General features: G+C 59.4%; 14 protein-coding genes. 5 read left to right on the forward strand and 9 right to left on the reverse strand.

Annotated features, from left to right (window positions below):
* Positions 1 to 922: 922 nt before the first annotated feature.
* The 5 genes from pcnB to GTQ55_RS13535 all read left to right on the forward strand — a co-directional run bounded on the left by pcnB (position 923) and on the right by GTQ55_RS13535 (position 5,407).
* Complete coding sequence (gene pcnB, locus GTQ55_RS13515) at positions 923 to 2,395, forward strand: polynucleotide adenylyltransferase PcnB (RefSeq protein WP_161859212.1); 1,473 nt, start codon at positions 923 to 925, stop codon at positions 2,393 to 2,395.
* A 22-nt stretch (positions 2,396 to 2,417) separates the two neighbouring features.
* Complete coding sequence (gene folK / locus GTQ55_RS13520) at positions 2,418 to 2,891, forward strand: 2-amino-4-hydroxy-6-hydroxymethyldihydropteridine diphosphokinase (RefSeq protein WP_202620709.1); 474 nt, start codon at positions 2,418 to 2,420, stop codon at positions 2,889 to 2,891.
* 64 nt (positions 2,892 to 2,955) lie between these two features.
* The gene (locus GTQ55_RS13525; protein WP_161860172.1) at positions 2,956 to 3,648 is read left to right on the forward strand and encodes a deoxynucleoside kinase; all 693 of its coding nucleotides are present in this window, start codon (positions 2,956 to 2,958) and stop codon (positions 3,646 to 3,648) included.
* Positions 3,649 to 3,715: 67 nt separating this feature from the next.
* Positions 3,716 to 4,531 carry a 3-methyl-2-oxobutanoate hydroxymethyltransferase gene (gene panB, locus GTQ55_RS13530; RefSeq protein WP_161859214.1) on the forward strand — a complete coding sequence of 272 codons (816 nt, stop codon included), beginning with the start codon at positions 3,716 to 3,718 and terminating at the stop codon, positions 4,529 to 4,531.
* A 48-nt stretch (positions 4,532 to 4,579) separates the two neighbouring features.
* A complete protein-coding gene (locus GTQ55_RS13535; RefSeq protein ID WP_161859215.1) occupies positions 4,580 to 5,407 on the forward strand; it encodes an acyl-CoA thioesterase in 828 nt (275 codons plus the stop codon).
* Between the two features lie 64 nt (positions 5,408 to 5,471).
* Here GTQ55_RS13535 and zntB read toward each other — a convergent pair whose 3' ends face one another.
* From zntB to fabV, 9 genes are all read right to left on the reverse strand, one after another.
* Entirely contained in the window at positions 5,472 to 6,440 is a 969-nt protein-coding gene (gene zntB, locus GTQ55_RS13540) for a zinc transporter ZntB (protein ID WP_161859216.1), read from the reverse strand.
* Positions 6,441 to 6,469: 29 nt separating this feature from the next.
* Positions 6,470 to 7,345, reverse strand: coding sequence for a D-hexose-6-phosphate mutarotase (locus tag GTQ55_RS13545; RefSeq protein WP_161859217.1), 876 nt, complete (start codon positions 7,343 to 7,345; stop codon positions 6,470 to 6,472).
* 70 nt (positions 7,346 to 7,415) lie between these two features.
* On the reverse strand, positions 7,416 to 8,189 hold the full coding sequence (locus GTQ55_RS13550; RefSeq protein WP_161859218.1) for an MBL fold metallo-hydrolase: 774 nt from the start codon (positions 8,187 to 8,189) through the stop codon (positions 7,416 to 7,418).
* Positions 8,190 to 8,223: 34 nt separating this feature from the next.
* Positions 8,224 to 9,399 carry an outer membrane protein assembly factor BamC gene (gene bamC / locus GTQ55_RS13555; protein WP_161859219.1) on the reverse strand — a complete coding sequence of 392 codons (1,176 nt, stop codon included), beginning with the start codon at positions 9,397 to 9,399 and terminating at the stop codon, positions 8,224 to 8,226.
* 104 nt (positions 9,400 to 9,503) lie between these two features.
* A complete protein-coding gene (gene dapA, locus GTQ55_RS13560; protein ID WP_161859220.1) occupies positions 9,504 to 10,379 on the reverse strand; it encodes a 4-hydroxy-tetrahydrodipicolinate synthase in 876 nt (291 codons plus the stop codon).
* 137 nt (positions 10,380 to 10,516) lie between these two features.
* Entirely contained in the window at positions 10,517 to 11,473 is a 957-nt protein-coding gene (gene lpxL, locus GTQ55_RS13565) for an LpxL/LpxP family Kdo(2)-lipid IV(A) lauroyl/palmitoleoyl acyltransferase (protein ID WP_161859221.1), read from the reverse strand.
* A 189-nt stretch (positions 11,474 to 11,662) separates the two neighbouring features.
* On the reverse strand, positions 11,663 to 11,893 hold the full coding sequence (locus GTQ55_RS13570; protein ID WP_161859222.1) for a DUF2789 domain-containing protein: 231 nt from the start codon (positions 11,891 to 11,893) through the stop codon (positions 11,663 to 11,665).
* A 180-nt stretch (positions 11,894 to 12,073) separates the two neighbouring features.
* Positions 12,074 to 13,117, reverse strand: coding sequence for an NADP(H)-dependent aldo-keto reductase (locus GTQ55_RS13575; RefSeq protein WP_161859223.1), 1,044 nt, complete (start codon positions 13,115 to 13,117; stop codon positions 12,074 to 12,076).
* 252 nt (positions 13,118 to 13,369) lie between these two features.
* The gene (gene fabV / locus GTQ55_RS13580; protein WP_161859224.1) at positions 13,370 to 14,548 is read right to left on the reverse strand and encodes an enoyl-ACP reductase FabV; all 1,179 of its coding nucleotides are present in this window, start codon (positions 14,546 to 14,548) and stop codon (positions 13,370 to 13,372) included.
* Between the last annotated feature and the right edge of the window lie 137 nt (positions 14,549 to 14,685).

Below are 14,685 nucleotides of genomic sequence, written 5' to 3' on the forward strand. Positions count from 1 at the left end.
GCTACCCACGCATCTCGCCCACCGTCACCCACCACGCCCCAGCCCGCGCCGCCTTTACCGGCGGAGCAAAAAAAAGGGCTTAAATATCAAACCCTTACGAAGCTCTTGAGCATACGACCGCGCCGGCAACCTGAGCGGTAACGTGGCGCAAATTAGTAACAAGTGAAAGTGTTACCCCCTCTCACAACCAAGTAACACCTACCGCGCCATGCGTAACGCAAAAGTGTGTTTAGGCGACGTAAAAAAGTTCCAAGAAATGTTAAGTTATTGATTTATAAGGGTTTAATAAAGTTGGCACGCTATCTGCTTTGTATAGGTCAAACAACAATAACAGCCAAGAATAAAAATAAATGACTGTTTAAGCCCTAATAACAACTGACAATAAGCGGGCGCATCACAATAAGAATAAGAGAACGGGCAGGTCGACAATAAAAACCAAAGTGATCGATGCCGGAGCAAAAATTGAGCAATAAAAACAATAAGGCTCAGAACAACAATAAAAATAAACAAAAAGTACTATTTAATAACTAAAAACAACAAATAATAAAAATAAACAATAAGAATAAAGAGTAATAACAAAAACAATAATTTGTAGAAGACAACAAAAATAACGACAAGCACGTGACAAACTGACTGATTGTGCCTGGGAGAGGGTTTGCTGAAAAGCAAATTGTTAGCGCAAGGAAGCCGCTGCCTTCATTCCAAATAAGAATAATTCCCTTCTTTTGTTTGATTTCAATGAATGCACACACTTTGCTGGGCCCCGCACGGAGCGGGACCGGCAGCTGTGCATTGCGCTGTGTGTGTTAGAATCCGCCTCACAATAGTCCGGAACCACGCGCTCCCGGTGACGCGCCCGGAGCAACCCCGGAAAAACACAGCCGCCCGACACAAGCGGGCAGCGGATAACACAGTAAGCCGTATGTTCAATTCCCTGATCAGCAGTATCAAGCGCTGGCACAGCAAGCCCAAAGCCAATGAAGGCTCCGATGGAGATTCCCCTTCAGGCAGTGGCCGCAAGTCCCGGCCATCCGGAAAGCCCTCTCGCAAGAATCCTCGCCCTCCCAAGACCTCCCGCGTTGTCGTTTCACGCAGTGACCATTGCCTGTCCCGCCGGGATGTAAGCCGCGCGGCGCTGACGGTCATGAAGCGGTTGCAGGAGGCCGGCTTTGAAGCCTATATCGTGGGCGGCGGTGTTCGCGATCTGCTGCTTGGAGGGCACCCGAAAGATTTTGACGTGGCTACCGATGCCACCCCGGAGCAAGCCAAGGAACTGTTCCGGGGAGCGCGCATTGTTGGCCGCCGCTTCCGCATCCTGCACGCCCGTATCGGTCGCGAGGTGATCGAGGTCACCACCTTCCGGGGTCACCACAGTGATGGCGAGGCCCACGAGGCGCAGCAATCCGAGCACGGCATGCTGCTGCGCGACAACGTCTACGGTGACCTTGAAAGTGACGCGGTGCGCCGGGACTTCACCGTGAATGCGCTCTACTACACCACCAACGGTTTCGAAATTCACGACTACACCGGTGGCATCCGCGATATCGAAAACCGACAGATTCGCATGATCGGTGACCCCGAGACCCGCTACAAAGAAGACCCGGTGCGCATGCTTCGCGCTGTGCGCTTTGCCGCCAAGCTGGACTTCGACATCGAGCCTGTGACCGCCGCCCCTCTCAAAGAACTGGCCCCCCTGCTGCGCAACATCGCCCCCGCGCGCATGTTCGATGAAGTACTGAAGCTCCTGATGAGCGGCCAGGGCGAGCGCACCTTTGAACTGTTGCGCGAGCACGAGTTGTGGCCGCACCTGTTCCCGGACAACGCCCGCCATCTCGACGCCCCGGAAGCACTCGCGCTCACCCGCCAGGCACTGCGTAACACCGACGACAGGATCCGCAATGATCAGCGGGTCACACCCGCATTCCTGTATGCGGCCCTGCTATGGCCGGCGGTCAATTCCGAGCAGCAATTCCTGGCGGAGAAAGGCATTCCTCCGGTGCCGGCACTGGCCCAGGCCGCGCAGAAGATCACCAGTAACCAGCTCACCCACACGGCCATTCCCAAGCGATTCTCCATGCCCATGCGGGAGATCTGGGATATGCAATCGCGCCTGTCCCGCCGTGGCGGAGAGCGCGCCTTCCGCCTCATGGAAATGCCGCGTTTCCGCGCCGCGTATGACTTCCTGTTACTGCGGGAAGACAGCGGCGAGATTCCCGCAGGCCTTGGGCAGTGGTGGACCGAGTTCCAGCAGGCGGACGAAGAGCAGCGCCAGCAGATGATCCGGGACCTTCCCCGCAATGGTCCCCGGGGCGGCAAGGGCCGCAGTCGCCGCAACCGCGGCGGACGCAGCCGGAACCGAAGCAAGCAGCCAAATAACGGCTCGGAACGCCCGTAAAGTTGAGCGGAATTCCCAAGTGATTCGCTGTTATATTGGCCTCGGCAGCAACCTCGACGACCCGGCGGCACAACTGCGCAGTGCGCTCGACCGGATCGCGGAAATACCGCATACGGCACTGAGTGGCTGCTCCGCGTTCTACACCAGCGCCCCTGTCGGTCCCGAAGGACAGCCGGACTACGTCAATGCCGTGGCCTGTGTCGACACCGACCTGGCCCCGGAGGCGCTACTGGACGCGTTGCAGGCGGTGGAGAACCTGCACGGTCGCGAACGCACCCTGCGCTGGGGAGCTCGCACCCTGGACCTCGACATTCTGCTGTATGGGGACCAAGTACTGGATACCGAGCGCCTGAGCGTACCGCACCCCCGAATGGCAGAGCGCAATTTTGTACTGGAACCTCTGGCAGAGCTGGCTCCCGGCCTCTGTCTGCCGGATGGTACACCGCTACAGGAACTGCAGGCCCAGTGCCCGCCCAACCGGTTACATCGACTGTAATCAGGGACCAACAAGGAGTATCCCGGTGACAAGACTTCCCACTTCCGACACTCTTTCTGACGCGATGCCTGACGACGACTACAGTGCAGAAAACCTCGCCCAGGAGCTCGATCTCGAGGGCAGGACACTGCCTCGATTTATTGCCGTGGAAGGCAATATCGGCGTTGGCAAAACCACGCTGGCGAAGAAGCTCGCAGCCACCTTCAACTACGATACGCTGCTGGAACTGCCGGAAGAAAACCCGTTTCTCGAGCGTTTTTACCGAGACCCGAAAAGCGCCGCACTACCCACCCAGCTGCACTTCCTGCTACAGCGCTCACAGCAGATCCAGGCGCTGCGCCAGGACGATATGTTCAAGCCGGTACGGGTATCCGACTTCCTGATCGAAAAAGACCACCTGTTCGCCGAGGTCACCCTCGATAGCGACGAGTTAACGCTATATCAGCAGGTTTACCAGCACCTTACCCTGGAAGCGCCCAAGCCGGACCTGGTGATCTACCTGCAGGCGCCCTTGAGCGTGTTGCAGGAGCGCATCCACAAACGCGGCATTAGCGCCGAGCGCAGCATCAGCAACGAGTACCTGGCCACTCTGAATGAGGCCTACACCAATTTTTTCCATTACTACGACCAGGCACCGCTGCTGATCGTAAATTGTGCCGAAATCGACATCGTCGACCAGCAAAAAGATTACCTGCAACTGGTGGAATACCTGCTGAATGTCAGCAGCGGCCGCCACTATTACAACCCCGGCAAGTAACTGCGGATACGCCGGATACCTGTCAAAGGAATTAACGGGTTGAATGCCCGCAACGTGAGTCATCGCCATGCCCTATGCACCCAGTGAGCTGACCAGGCCGATTACGGTTCAGACCCTGCGAAAAATGAAGGCCGACGGAGAGAAATTCATCTGCGTCGCGCTCTACGATGCCCCCATGGCGGCCATGGCCCAGAAAACCGGAGTGGAAAGCGTCCTCATTGGCGACTCCCTGGGGATGACGGTGCTTGGATATGACAGCACCATCCCCGTCACCATGGAGCAGATGATCTATCACGTGGAAGCCGTAGCGCGGGGTAACAAAAAATCCCTGGTCATGGGTGACTTGCCCTTTATGACCTACGCCACGCCGGAGCAGGCACTCACCAACGCCACCCGCATCATGCAGGCCGGCGCGCACATGGTGAAAATCGAAGGCGGCGCCTGGCTCGCCCCCACGGTGAAAATGCTCACCGAACGCGGTATTCCAGTATGCGCTCACCTCGGCCTGACCCCGCAATCCGTGCACAAACTCGGCGGTTTCCGGGTGCAGGGCCGCGACGACGATCGCGCCGGGGAAATTCTCGACGATGCCGTACAACTGGACGAGGCCGGTGCAGACCTGCTGGTGCTGGAATGTGTGCCCTCAGAACTGGCGAAACGTATTACCGACACCGTATCCATGCCAACCATCGGTATTGGTGCCGGCCCACACACCGATGCCCAGGTCCTGGTGATCAACGATATCCTCGGGCTCACCGAAAAGCCGCCCAAGTTCTCCAAGAACTTCCTGGCTGAAGCGGGAGACATTCCCGGTGCATTGCGTAAATACGCGGAAGATGTGAAAAACGGGGTATTCCCCGACGCCGATCACAGCTTCAGCTGAGCAGGCCCCGGCAGAGTCCGGTAATGGCCGGTAGAGGTAGGTACCCCGATGGAATTCAATAGCATTCTCGAGAGCGCGCGCAACCCGCAAAGCACCGCGACCATACCCGCTGGCTGGACCCAGGGGCGCGCCACGTTTGGCGGCCTCGCTGCAGCACTGCTTTACCAGCCAGTAGAAGCCGTACTGGAAGCCGCCACACAGGGCACCGTCGCGCAGACGCCGCTGCGCTCAATGACGTTTTCATTTGTGGCCCCGGCGGAACCCGGCGCACTGGAAACCCGGGCGCAGGTGCTGCGCGCCGGCCGCTCGGCGGTCCAGATCCAGGCCCATGCCACCCAGGGCGAACAAGTCGTCACCAGTGCACTTGCCAGCTTTGGCAAACCCCGCGAATCCGCGGTTGCCATATCCCCGGCCCCCACACCGCGCTTCAACGCACCCGACCGGTGTGAGGCCCTGCCCTATATCGAGGGACTGGTGCCGGAATTTACCCAGCACTTCGACTACCGTCTCGCCGCGGGCGCCCTCCCCTTTACCGGCAGCAGCGACCCGCAACTGGGTGGCTGGATTCGCTTCAAGCAATCCGCAGGCCCGGTGACCACCGCCCACCTGCTGGCACTCATCGACGCCTGGCCGCCGGCAGTCCTCTCCCAGCTGAAAACCCTCGCCGCAGCGAGCTCCCTAACCTGGACAGTGGAGATGATGCCCGCAGCCCACCGTATAAAGGCTGATGCCAGCGCAGACAGCGGTGACTGGTGGCAGTACCTGGCGGAAGTGGAACAGTCGGAGGATGGCTATGCCGCGATTCGCGCACGCCTGTGGGACGCCAACGGACAGTTGATGGCGCTGTCGCGGCAGACGGTTTCGGTGTTCGGCTGACGCTGATCGGCACTGTGCAAACGCCCGGGAAGGTGTCGATACCGGGGATCGACACAGGGCCCATTCACAGCCATTTTTTCCGGCGAAAAACCACCAGCTGAATGACTACCGTAATCACCAGTAGCACACTGAAGATCAGAAACGCCCAGGGATTCTCCGATCCCGGAATACCCCCCACGTTGACACCCAGTAGACCGGTCAAAAACCCGAGGGGCAGGAAAATGGCGGCAATGATGGAGAGCACATACATGCGGCTGTTGAGCTGCTCGGACATGCGGCTCATCAGTTCTTCCTGAGTCACCGCCGCGCGCTCACGCACTGCATCAATGTCCTCGATATGCCGCAGCAGGCGATCACTCACCTCCCGCAGCTGCAACCGATCCTCATCCGCTATCCACGCCAGCTTCTCCACCATCAGGCGCGCCAGCGCTTCCCGCTGGGGCGAGAGGTAACGCCGCAGGGTAATGGTCTGCTTGCGCAGCATGGCCAGATCAAGCCTCAGACTTCCACTGGCACCCGCCACCACCCGATCTTCCAGTTCGTCGATGGTGTCTTCGAAGGTATCGACGGTATCGCTCATTCGCCACACCAGCAGGTCGGCCAGCGCCACCACCAGTGCCGAACAGCTGCGTGGCCCGCGACCGCTTTCCAGTTGCTGGCACAGGTCGTTGACGGACAGCAGCTGGCGCTTGCGCGTGCTGATCACCCGATACTCTTCCGCCCACAGCCGGATGGAAACCATATCTTCCGGTTGGGATTCCGGGTTCAGGTTCACACCGCGCAGGGCAATCAGCAGGCCGTTATCAATGCCAGTGGAGCGCGGGCGGGTCTCCTCGGTAAGCAGGGCATCGGCCACCAGTGTATCCAGTTGTGCTGCACCTCGGATCCAGGCCTGCGCCTCGGGGTCCGAATAATCCAGGTGCACCCAAAGCCTGCCCTGCCCTGGTTCCCAGCCCTGCACTTCGGGCCAACTAAGGCGACGCCCGCGGCCATGGCCGTCGAGCAGGTAGGCGTGGATCAGTCCGGATTGCATGGGCTTTTCTCCAGTGTCAGCCACCCGCTTCAGCGGCTGAGAGTCAGGCTGGCGCTCGCCGTTTCACCGGCCTGCAACTGCCAGCTGTTTGCAAAGGCATTGCCATGCTCCACGCATACGAAACCGGCGAAAGCCGCACCGATATCGTCGATGGTGGCGGCAAGATCGGCACCCGGGTTCCAGGTAATTACCGTGTGACAATTTTCACTTTCCGCGCTGATCGGGTTGGGGGTAAGGATTTTCTGGCGCGCGGGCGCCTGCTCAAATACCCGATCCACTTCACCGGAAAAGGCCTGAACACCACTCAAGGTATCGCGTGCGAAGCCGCGGGTTTTGTCCAGGTAACTCACACCGGACAACCCTTCAACCTCGACCTCGCCAATATCTGCCACGGCAAAGTAAGAGTGCAGGGCCCAGCTGTACTCCGCCGGAACGTCCGCAGTATTGGTCAACGAAAGGCCGAAGGAGAGATCCTTGCCCAGGCCGATTTTCAATACACAGTCGAAGCTGGCAGCAAACAGGGCATCCCCGGGGTGCCGGAAACAAAACTCAATGACCACGGTACCATCTGCACGCTCCTCGCTGCCGGCCAGCTCCCACAACTGGTTGCGCACCAGCCCGTGCTTGGGCTTGCCCGGGTCGCTGCGGTTTTCACCAAACCAAGGGAGGCACAGAGGAACGCCACCGCGCACGGCGTTACCTGGCGCAAATACCGTCGTAGGGCTCAACCACAGCAGCGGGGCGCGCCCCCGGGCCGTGAACTCCAGCACTTGCGCACCCTGCAACGAGATCACCGCACGGCACAAGCCGGTTTCCACTACCAGCAGGTCCAGCCCCGGCTTGTCGTAGAGGGTGCCGCTATTGGTGCGGGTGAGGTAATGGGAGGTTTGGTCGAGTGCTGCCACGAAATGAAACTCCGTTTCCCAGATTCAAGTTGACAAGGGGCGGTCGCGGACGCGACGCCCCAAAAGGACATTACTCTGCCTTTTCGATCTGCAGCCAGTCAAACCCTTCCTGCTGGCAGGCAAAAATGCAGTTTGCGGCCCGGTCAGCGGCGTCGGCAAGTGCCGCCCGTGCCAGCTCCACGCTGTTATTTTTTTCACTGATATGTGCCACCACGAGGTGCTGCAATCGATCGCTCCCGACCCGCTGCAGGAAGCCCGCCGCTTGCTGGTTGCTCAGGTGGCCGTATGCACCGCCAACGCGGCGCTTTAGCGAGGGGGGATAAGGGCCCTGGGCCAGCATCTGCGGGTCGTGATTGGCCTCCAGCACCAGCGCATCGCAGTCGCCGTAATGGGACTCCACATGCGGGGTTATGGTACCGAGATCGGTAAGCAGGCCGAGGCTGCTACCGCGGCTGCGAAACACAAACTGTGCAGCCTCGCGGGCATCGTGGGGTACCGCTACCGGCGTTACCTGAATATCCCCCACCGCAAACGGTTGATGGCCTTCAATCAGGTGCACTTCAGGCAGCGCGCCGATATCCCGCGCACGCAGTGTGCCCGGCGTCAGATAGACCGGCAGCCGGTACTTGCGCGCAAACGGGCCGACGCCGCCCATATGGTCGCTGTGTTCGTGGGTAACGAGTATTGCGGAGAGATCCGCGGGGGAGACACCGAGCCGCGTCATGCGCCGCTCGGTTTCCTTGATGGTGAAGCCGCAGTCCACCAGAAGGCAGTGGTCGCTGGAGGCGACCAGAGTACCGTTGCCCTTACTGCCGCTGCCCAGGGAGGCAAATCTGATCGCCATGTACGGTATCCGGTACTCTGTTTGCGCTATGGGATCAGATCAGGTTCTGACGAATGGCCATCAGCATCTCGGAGGCTTTGGCGCGCGACAGAGGCAAGCCGCGGGTGCTGCGAATCCGCACCTCGATGACATTATCCACACCGCGCAGCACCACCAGATAGCCCGGGATGTTGGTGTTGGGCGCACCGCCCAGACCCTGCATATTGGCGAACAAAGCCGGCTCTGCGGTCGATGTCATATCGATATTCGCCAGCACCTGCTGCAGGCTGTAGGCATCCGCCGACTTGGCCAGCTTGTCTCCGCCACTGCCGGAACCCCAGCTGGAGAACCAACCACCTTCCTCGTCGGCAAGCTCGCGCTCCGAGTCATAGGTCACATAAAGGATTCCGATATCGGCGTCTTGCTTGTGCAGACGATAGGCACCGGTGTTGAGCGCATGGCTCACCGTCGCCCAGGCGCGATTCATCGCGAGATCCAGCGCGATATAAGGCTCTTTGCCCGCGGGCTCCATCACCTGAACCTTGACCTTGCCACCACCGATGGCCTGGGCCACCAGCGAGGCCGCCGCGCCAGTAGACTCCGCCGCCAGCGCACCGGACATCTCATCGATCATCCAGCCCTCACGCTCGGGGCTGGAGGACTGGGCCGGCCAGCTCACAGCGCCGTCAACGGGGGCATCCATCGGCACCGAGAGGTGACGAACATGGATTTCAGTGGTATCCGGCTGAACACCGGATTCCACCTGCAGGCGGTACTTGTCTTTGGTATCCGGGTTTTCCCCGAAAGTGAGCCAGGTGGTTTCCATGGTGCCAGCACCGGCGTCAGACATGGCAAGCTGTAGCCCGGTCGAGCGCAGGAAGTAATGCAATTGCGGCCAGACCTCATCCGGGGGCTGATTGACCAGCACCCAGCGACGGTTGCCCAGCTTCTGAATTTTTACCCGGTCCAGGCCAACGTTGACGGACAACGCCTGTGGGCGGGGCACCACAAAATCTCCGCGCTCAACTTCACCGCTGATCTGCGGCACTTCGTACAGCTCTTCCTGGTGTTTGGCGGAAACCCCTTCGGGCATCTGTAGCGGAGGCAGTGTATCTGCGAGCTGGTAGTCGTCGCCGCGGTCGCGGAAATAACCGTCCTGGCCAAAGATGCCACAGCCACTCAGGGTGGTAACCGCAGCACAAAGCACGGCTCCGGCGGTAAATTTTGTCATTATTGGTACCTTGTCGAATCAGTCCCGATCGCAATTATCCTGGTGTGGGAATGGCCAGCTGGCCGGGGCATTAGACCCACCGTTCCCACAGAATTTTGTGCCTGTCAGAGCACGCCCGCACTGCGCAGGGCTTCGCGCACCACACTGTGGTACCCGGATGACAGGCTGGTGAGCGGCAGGCGTATACCGCTATCGATGCGCCCCATTTCTTTCAGCGCCCATTTCACCGGTATGGGGTTGGACTCCACAAACAGCGTTTTGTGCAATATATCGATGCGCTGGTTGATTGCGCGCGCGGTTTCCGCGTCGCCGGCCAGTGCCGCTTCACACATCTGGGCAACCGCTGCGGGGGCCACATTGGCGGTGACGCTGATATTTCCGTGGCCACCCAGGAGCATCAATTCAACCGCAGTGGCGTCGTCACCGGAGTAGACAGCGAAGTCCTCCGGCACCAGTTCGATCACCTGTCGCGCGCGCTCCAGGTCACCGGTCGCTTCTTTGATGCCCACAATATTGCTGACCGCAGACAGGCGCTGTACGGTCTCCGGCAGCATATCCACAGCCGTGCGCCCGGGCACATTGTAGAGGATCTGCGGGATATCGACGGCTTTCGCCACGGTCTTGAAGTGCTGGTACAGGCCTTCCTGGGTGGGCTTGTTGTAGTAAGGAGTCACCAGCAGACAGGCGTCGGCGCCACATTTGGCCGCGGTCGCGGTGAGCTCGATTGCTTCGGTGGTGGAGTTGGCGCCGGTGCCGGCAATGACCGGGATACGCCCGGCTACCTGATCCACAACCCGGCGGATTACTTCGAGATGTTCGTGAACATCCAGGGTGGCGGATTCACCGGTAGTACCGACGGCAACCAGCGCGCGGGTACCCTGCTCGATGTGCCACTCCACCAAATCGTGCAGTTTGTCCCAATCGAGGCTGCCATCTGCAAACATGGGTGTGGCAAGAGCCACCATACTGCCGGAAATCATTGCAACTCCTTCTCCAACCGGCAGGGTGCCGGCCTGTACCACCTAAAAATGAATGCGGTATGTTACTGAGCGTGCCAGTTCGATGCCAGCGTAAAAAGGCCATCCGGCCACATGACTTCGAACCCGCCTCACTTTGATCATTTTTTGCGCTTTTTGCGTCTTCTCTTCTGTGCCGGATAAAAACTGTCCTCCCCCTCGGGCCGCGTCTTGAACCGGCGGTGTACCCACATGTACTGGGACGGATTCTCGCGCATACGCGCCTCGACAAACTGATTGACCAGTACCGCGTCCTTCAGTTCGTCTCCTGACGGAATTTCCTTGATCGGCGGAAACACTTTCACCTGGTAGATGCCCTTTTCCTCCAGGCGGGTCACCGTATAGGCCACCACCTGCGCGCGCCCCACTCGGGCGAAGCGTGAAGTACCAGTCACCGTGGCAGTGGGGATACCGAACAGGGGAGCGAATACGCCCTGTTTGATGCCGTAATCCTGGTCCGGTGCATACCACACTGCGCGCCCCTTCTGCAGGGCCCGCAGCATGCCGCGCACATCCTTGCGCTGGAATACATTGGAATCTTCCCCGTGCCGCTCGCGGCCCTTGCGTTGCATGTAGTCGTACACCGGGTTCTTGTGGGGCCGGTACATGCCATCCACCGGGTGACTCATGGACATGAACGCCGCGCCGATTTCCAGCGTGGTGAAATGCATCGCCATCATCACCACACCCTGACCGCGGCTGTGCGGCTCCTGCAGATACTCCAGCCCTTCGATGGTAAAGCGCTTGCGCAGCCAGCGACTGGAACGGAACCAGGCCATGCCGGTCTCCATCAGTGCAATACCGTTGGAGGCAAAGTTGCGACGCAGCAGCTGCTCTCGCTTGCGCGCGGAAAGCTCGGGAAAGCACAGGGCGAGATTGCGTTCGGCAATGATCCGACGGCTTTTGGCGAAGCGCAGCATCAGTTTGCCGACGCCGCGGCCGAGAGAAATCTGCCACCGGTAAGGCAGTTGTGCCACCAGAAACCAGAGCCCGAACAAAGACCAGGTCAGCCAGTAACGCGGGTGTAACAGGGCGACGCGAAAATGCGGTTTTTCCATAAAGAGCGGACAGCTGCGATCAGGGATTGGGTACCGGGAGGCCGAGGCACCCGGATGAAAACGGCGCATTATAGCCGCGCCTGTCGCCCGGTGGGTACCTCCCCGCACAGACCCGGGACATCCCCGACACAGACACCGACGGCGACCGCACAGTTCCCAATCCCGATCTGCAGCGTGCCCGCCGGGACACTAGTGCCTCAGCAGTGCATCCAGCTCGTCGACAACCTCACACCAGTCCGAGTCTTCGGCAATCGCATCGCGCAAAAACTTGCGCTGACTGTCGCTCCAGAACTGCGCCCGGGACAGTTTCTCCTCCCCGGCAAGGTGGTGCCGGCTGAGAAAGTCCTCGATCGCCGGGTCGTCGGAGCCTAACCCCAGCTGGGCGAAGAGATCATTGAGCGTGTGCTGACCGGTTTCCATACTGCCTCCCGTTGGCAAGGTTGAAAGTGAGTCCGCTATCGCGCGGAGCGCTACCTGCAAGTATAGATAGCACTGCAGATTCCGGCGCCAGGCCGGAATCTGCCTCCATAAACCATGCCTGATACCTGCAGTACGCTTTTTCAAGGGCTGGCTTCCGCGGCAGTGGTGCCACAGTCAGCTTCAGGGTGCCGGGCTGGGGTTCTGCTGGTGAACGGACTCAATGGCCTCCAGCTGCTCTGGACTCAGCAGCAGCGCACTGCTGCCGATATTGCTCTTGAGCTGCTCCATGGTGGTGGCACCGATGATATTGGCGGTGACAAACGGCTGCTGGGAAACGAATGCCAGCGCCATCTGCGCCGGGTCCAGCCCGAAATCCCGCGCCAGGCTTAAGTACTGTTCGGTGGCAGATACGGCGCGCTCGCCGGTATATCGCTGAAAGCGTTCAAACAGGGTCAGCCGCGCAGCCGCCGGCCTGGCGCCACCGAGGTACTTGCCGCTCAGCGTACCGAACGCGAGGGGCGAATACGCCAACAGGCCACACTGCTCGCGAATCGCCATTTCCGCCAGCCCCACTTCGAAAGTGCGATTCAGCAGGCTGTACGGATTCTGGATAGAGGCGACACGCGGCTTGTTACCGTGGGCGGCAAGGCGCAGGTAGCGGTGCATTCCCCAGGGCGTTTCATTGGACAGCCCGATATGCCGCACCTTGCCCGCGTCCACCAGCTCCTGCAATGCCGACAGGGTCTCGCTGATATCAATCCCATCGTCATCGCTATGCTGGTAACCCAGCTTGCCAAAGAAGTTGGACTGACGCTCGGGCCAGTGTACCTGGTAAAGATCGATATATTCGGTTTTCAGCCGCGCGAGGGAAGCATCGCAGGCTTGCAGGATTTGTTCACGACTCAGGCGGGGGCCGCCGCGGATATGCCCGACACCGGAGTTGGCCGCACTGCGTCCGGTTACTTTGGTGGCCAGCACCAGTTCGTCTCGCCTGCCTTTTTTTTGCAGCCAGTTACCGACTATCTCCTCGGTACGTCCGTAGGTTTCGGGTTTCGGCGGTACCGGGTACATCTCCGCGCAGTCGATAAAGTTCACACCGTGGGCTGTCGCGTAGTCGAGCTGTTCGAAAGCTTCCGCCTCCGTGTTCTGCTCACCAAACGTCATGGTTCCAAGGCAGATTTTGCTGACCTTGATATCGGTTTTACCGAGTTTACGGGTTTCCATGAAACAGCTCCTGCGCATCAAGTTTTCTCGATTATGCAGATTTGGGGAAAGGAGTTACAGGAGGAGTCGATGACAGAGGGGACGAAAACGTTGAGTAGCGGCGCTACCGGGTGCAGTTTTGTGAGACACGCCGTAAACCCATCCATGGGGGCCCTGCAAAAACATCCCTGTTTTTGAAGGTCTCACTAAGCTGCACCCGGTACCGCCACCTGCTCGGCAGCCTGAGTGCTTTAAAATACGTTCAAGGCTGCCTTATTTAAAATCGGCTTCCACGATCGGGCTGATGTCCGCCTCGTAATCGACACCGTCAACACCGAAGCCAAACAGCTTGAGGAAGTCGTCGCTGTAACCTTTGTAATCGGTCAGCTGGAACAGGTTTTCCTCGGTCACTTCCGGCCAAAGCTTTTCAATCTTGGCCTGGGTTTCCGGCCGCAGCTCCTTGTCGTCCATACGGAAGCGGTTGGTATCGTCCAGGCGCGGGCTGTCGGTATACAGACCTTCGGTGTAAAGACGGTACAACTGCTCGATACAACCTTCGTGCGTGCCCTCTTCCTTCATCACCTTGTAGACGATAGAGATATACAGGGGCATAACCGGAATCGCGGAGCTGGACTGGGTAACCAGTGCTTTCAGTACCGCAACGTTGGCATCGGCTTTACTACTGTCGGTAATGGCCTTGGCCGCGCGGTCCAGGTCTTCCTTCGCCTTGCCGATGGTCGCGTGACCGTAGATCGGCCAGGTAAGTTTTTCACCAATATAGGTGTAGGCAACGGTTTTGCAGTCGTCGGCCAACACCCCGGCGTCGCCGAGCGCCTTCATCCACAGCTCCCAGTCTTCACCGCCCATGACTTTGACGGTGGCCGCGATTTCTTCTTCGCTCGCCGGGTCAACGCTGATATCCGAGATTTCCAGCTTGTCGGTATTGAGATTTTTGGCGGTGTAGGATTCACCGATAGGCTTCAATACCGAGCTGTATAGCTCGCCGGTCTCCGGGTCGGTACGACGCGGGGAAGCGAGGCTGTAGATCACCAGGTCGACCTTGCCGAGGTCCTGCTTGATCAGGTCGATGGCCTGCGCTTTGATTTCATTGGAGAAGGCATCGCCGTTGATGCTTTTGGCGTACAGGCCAGCTTTGTGGGCTTCGTCTTCAAACGCCGCTGAATTGTAATAGCCGGCGGAGGCGGTGCGCTTTTCGCTCGGCGGCTTCTCGAAGAAAACGCCCAGGGTGTTGGCGCCGCAGCCGAATGCCGCAGTGATACGGGAAGCGAGACCGTAGCCGGTGGATGCACCGATAACGAGGACGTTTTTGGGGCCGTCCTGGATGGCGGGCTGGGATTTGATGTATTCGATCTGTTCACGCACATTGGCGGCGCAGCCCTGCGGGTGGGCGTTGGTGCAGATGAATCCGCGTACTTTCGGCTTGATGATCATGCCGGTCTCTCCGTTGGGTGATTCTTCGGTCTTTCTATTCAGACGGGGTTGGCCGACTGGTTGGCCATAAAGCGGCACATTCTAATGGCTGTTTGGGGGAACTCCCATAGCAGCAGGTCACGGATGGGGATTTTGGT

It is taken from the genome of Microbulbifer hydrolyticus (assembly GCF_009931115.1).
Classification (GTDB): domain Bacteria; phylum Pseudomonadota; class Gammaproteobacteria; order Pseudomonadales; family Cellvibrionaceae; genus Microbulbifer; species Microbulbifer hydrolyticus.

What these genes read in the sequence shown, in the direction of transcription:
- pcnB (WP_161859212.1), top strand. Translation starts at nt 923, where the DNA reads ATGTTCAATTCCCTGATCAGCAGTATCAAGCGCTGGCACAGCAAGCCC.
- GTQ55_RS13525 (WP_161860172.1), top strand. Translation starts at nt 2,956, where the DNA reads ATGCCTGACGACGACTACAGTGCAGAAAACCTCGCCCAGGAGCTCGAT.
- panB (WP_161859214.1), top strand. Translation starts at nt 3,716, where the DNA reads ATGCCCTATGCACCCAGTGAGCTGACCAGGCCGATTACGGTTCAGACC.
- GTQ55_RS13535 (WP_161859215.1), top strand. Translation starts at nt 4,580, where the DNA reads ATGGAATTCAATAGCATTCTCGAGAGCGCGCGCAACCCGCAAAGCACC.
- zntB (WP_161859216.1), bottom strand. Translation starts at nt 6,440, where the DNA reads ATGCAATCCGGACTGATCCACGCCTACCTGCTCGACGGCCATGGCCGC.
- GTQ55_RS13550 (WP_161859218.1), bottom strand. Translation starts at nt 8,189, where the DNA reads ATGGCGATCAGATTTGCCTCCCTGGGCAGCGGCAGTAAGGGCAACGGT.
- bamC (WP_161859219.1), bottom strand. Translation starts at nt 9,399, where the DNA reads ATGACAAAATTTACCGCCGGAGCCGTGCTTTGTGCTGCGGTTACCACC.
- dapA (WP_161859220.1), bottom strand. Translation starts at nt 10,379, where the DNA reads ATGATTTCCGGCAGTATGGTGGCTCTTGCCACACCCATGTTTGCAGAT.
- lpxL (WP_161859221.1), bottom strand. Translation starts at nt 11,473, where the DNA reads ATGGAAAAACCGCATTTTCGCGTCGCCCTGTTACACCCGCGTTACTGG.
- GTQ55_RS13570 (WP_161859222.1), bottom strand. Translation starts at nt 11,893, where the DNA reads ATGGAAACCGGTCAGCACACGCTCAATGATCTCTTCGCCCAGCTGGGG.
- GTQ55_RS13575 (WP_161859223.1), bottom strand. Translation starts at nt 13,117, where the DNA reads ATGGAAACCCGTAAACTCGGTAAAACCGATATCAAGGTCAGCAAAATC.
- fabV (WP_161859224.1), bottom strand. Translation starts at nt 14,548, where the DNA reads ATGATCATCAAGCCGAAAGTACGCGGATTCATCTGCACCAACGCCCAC.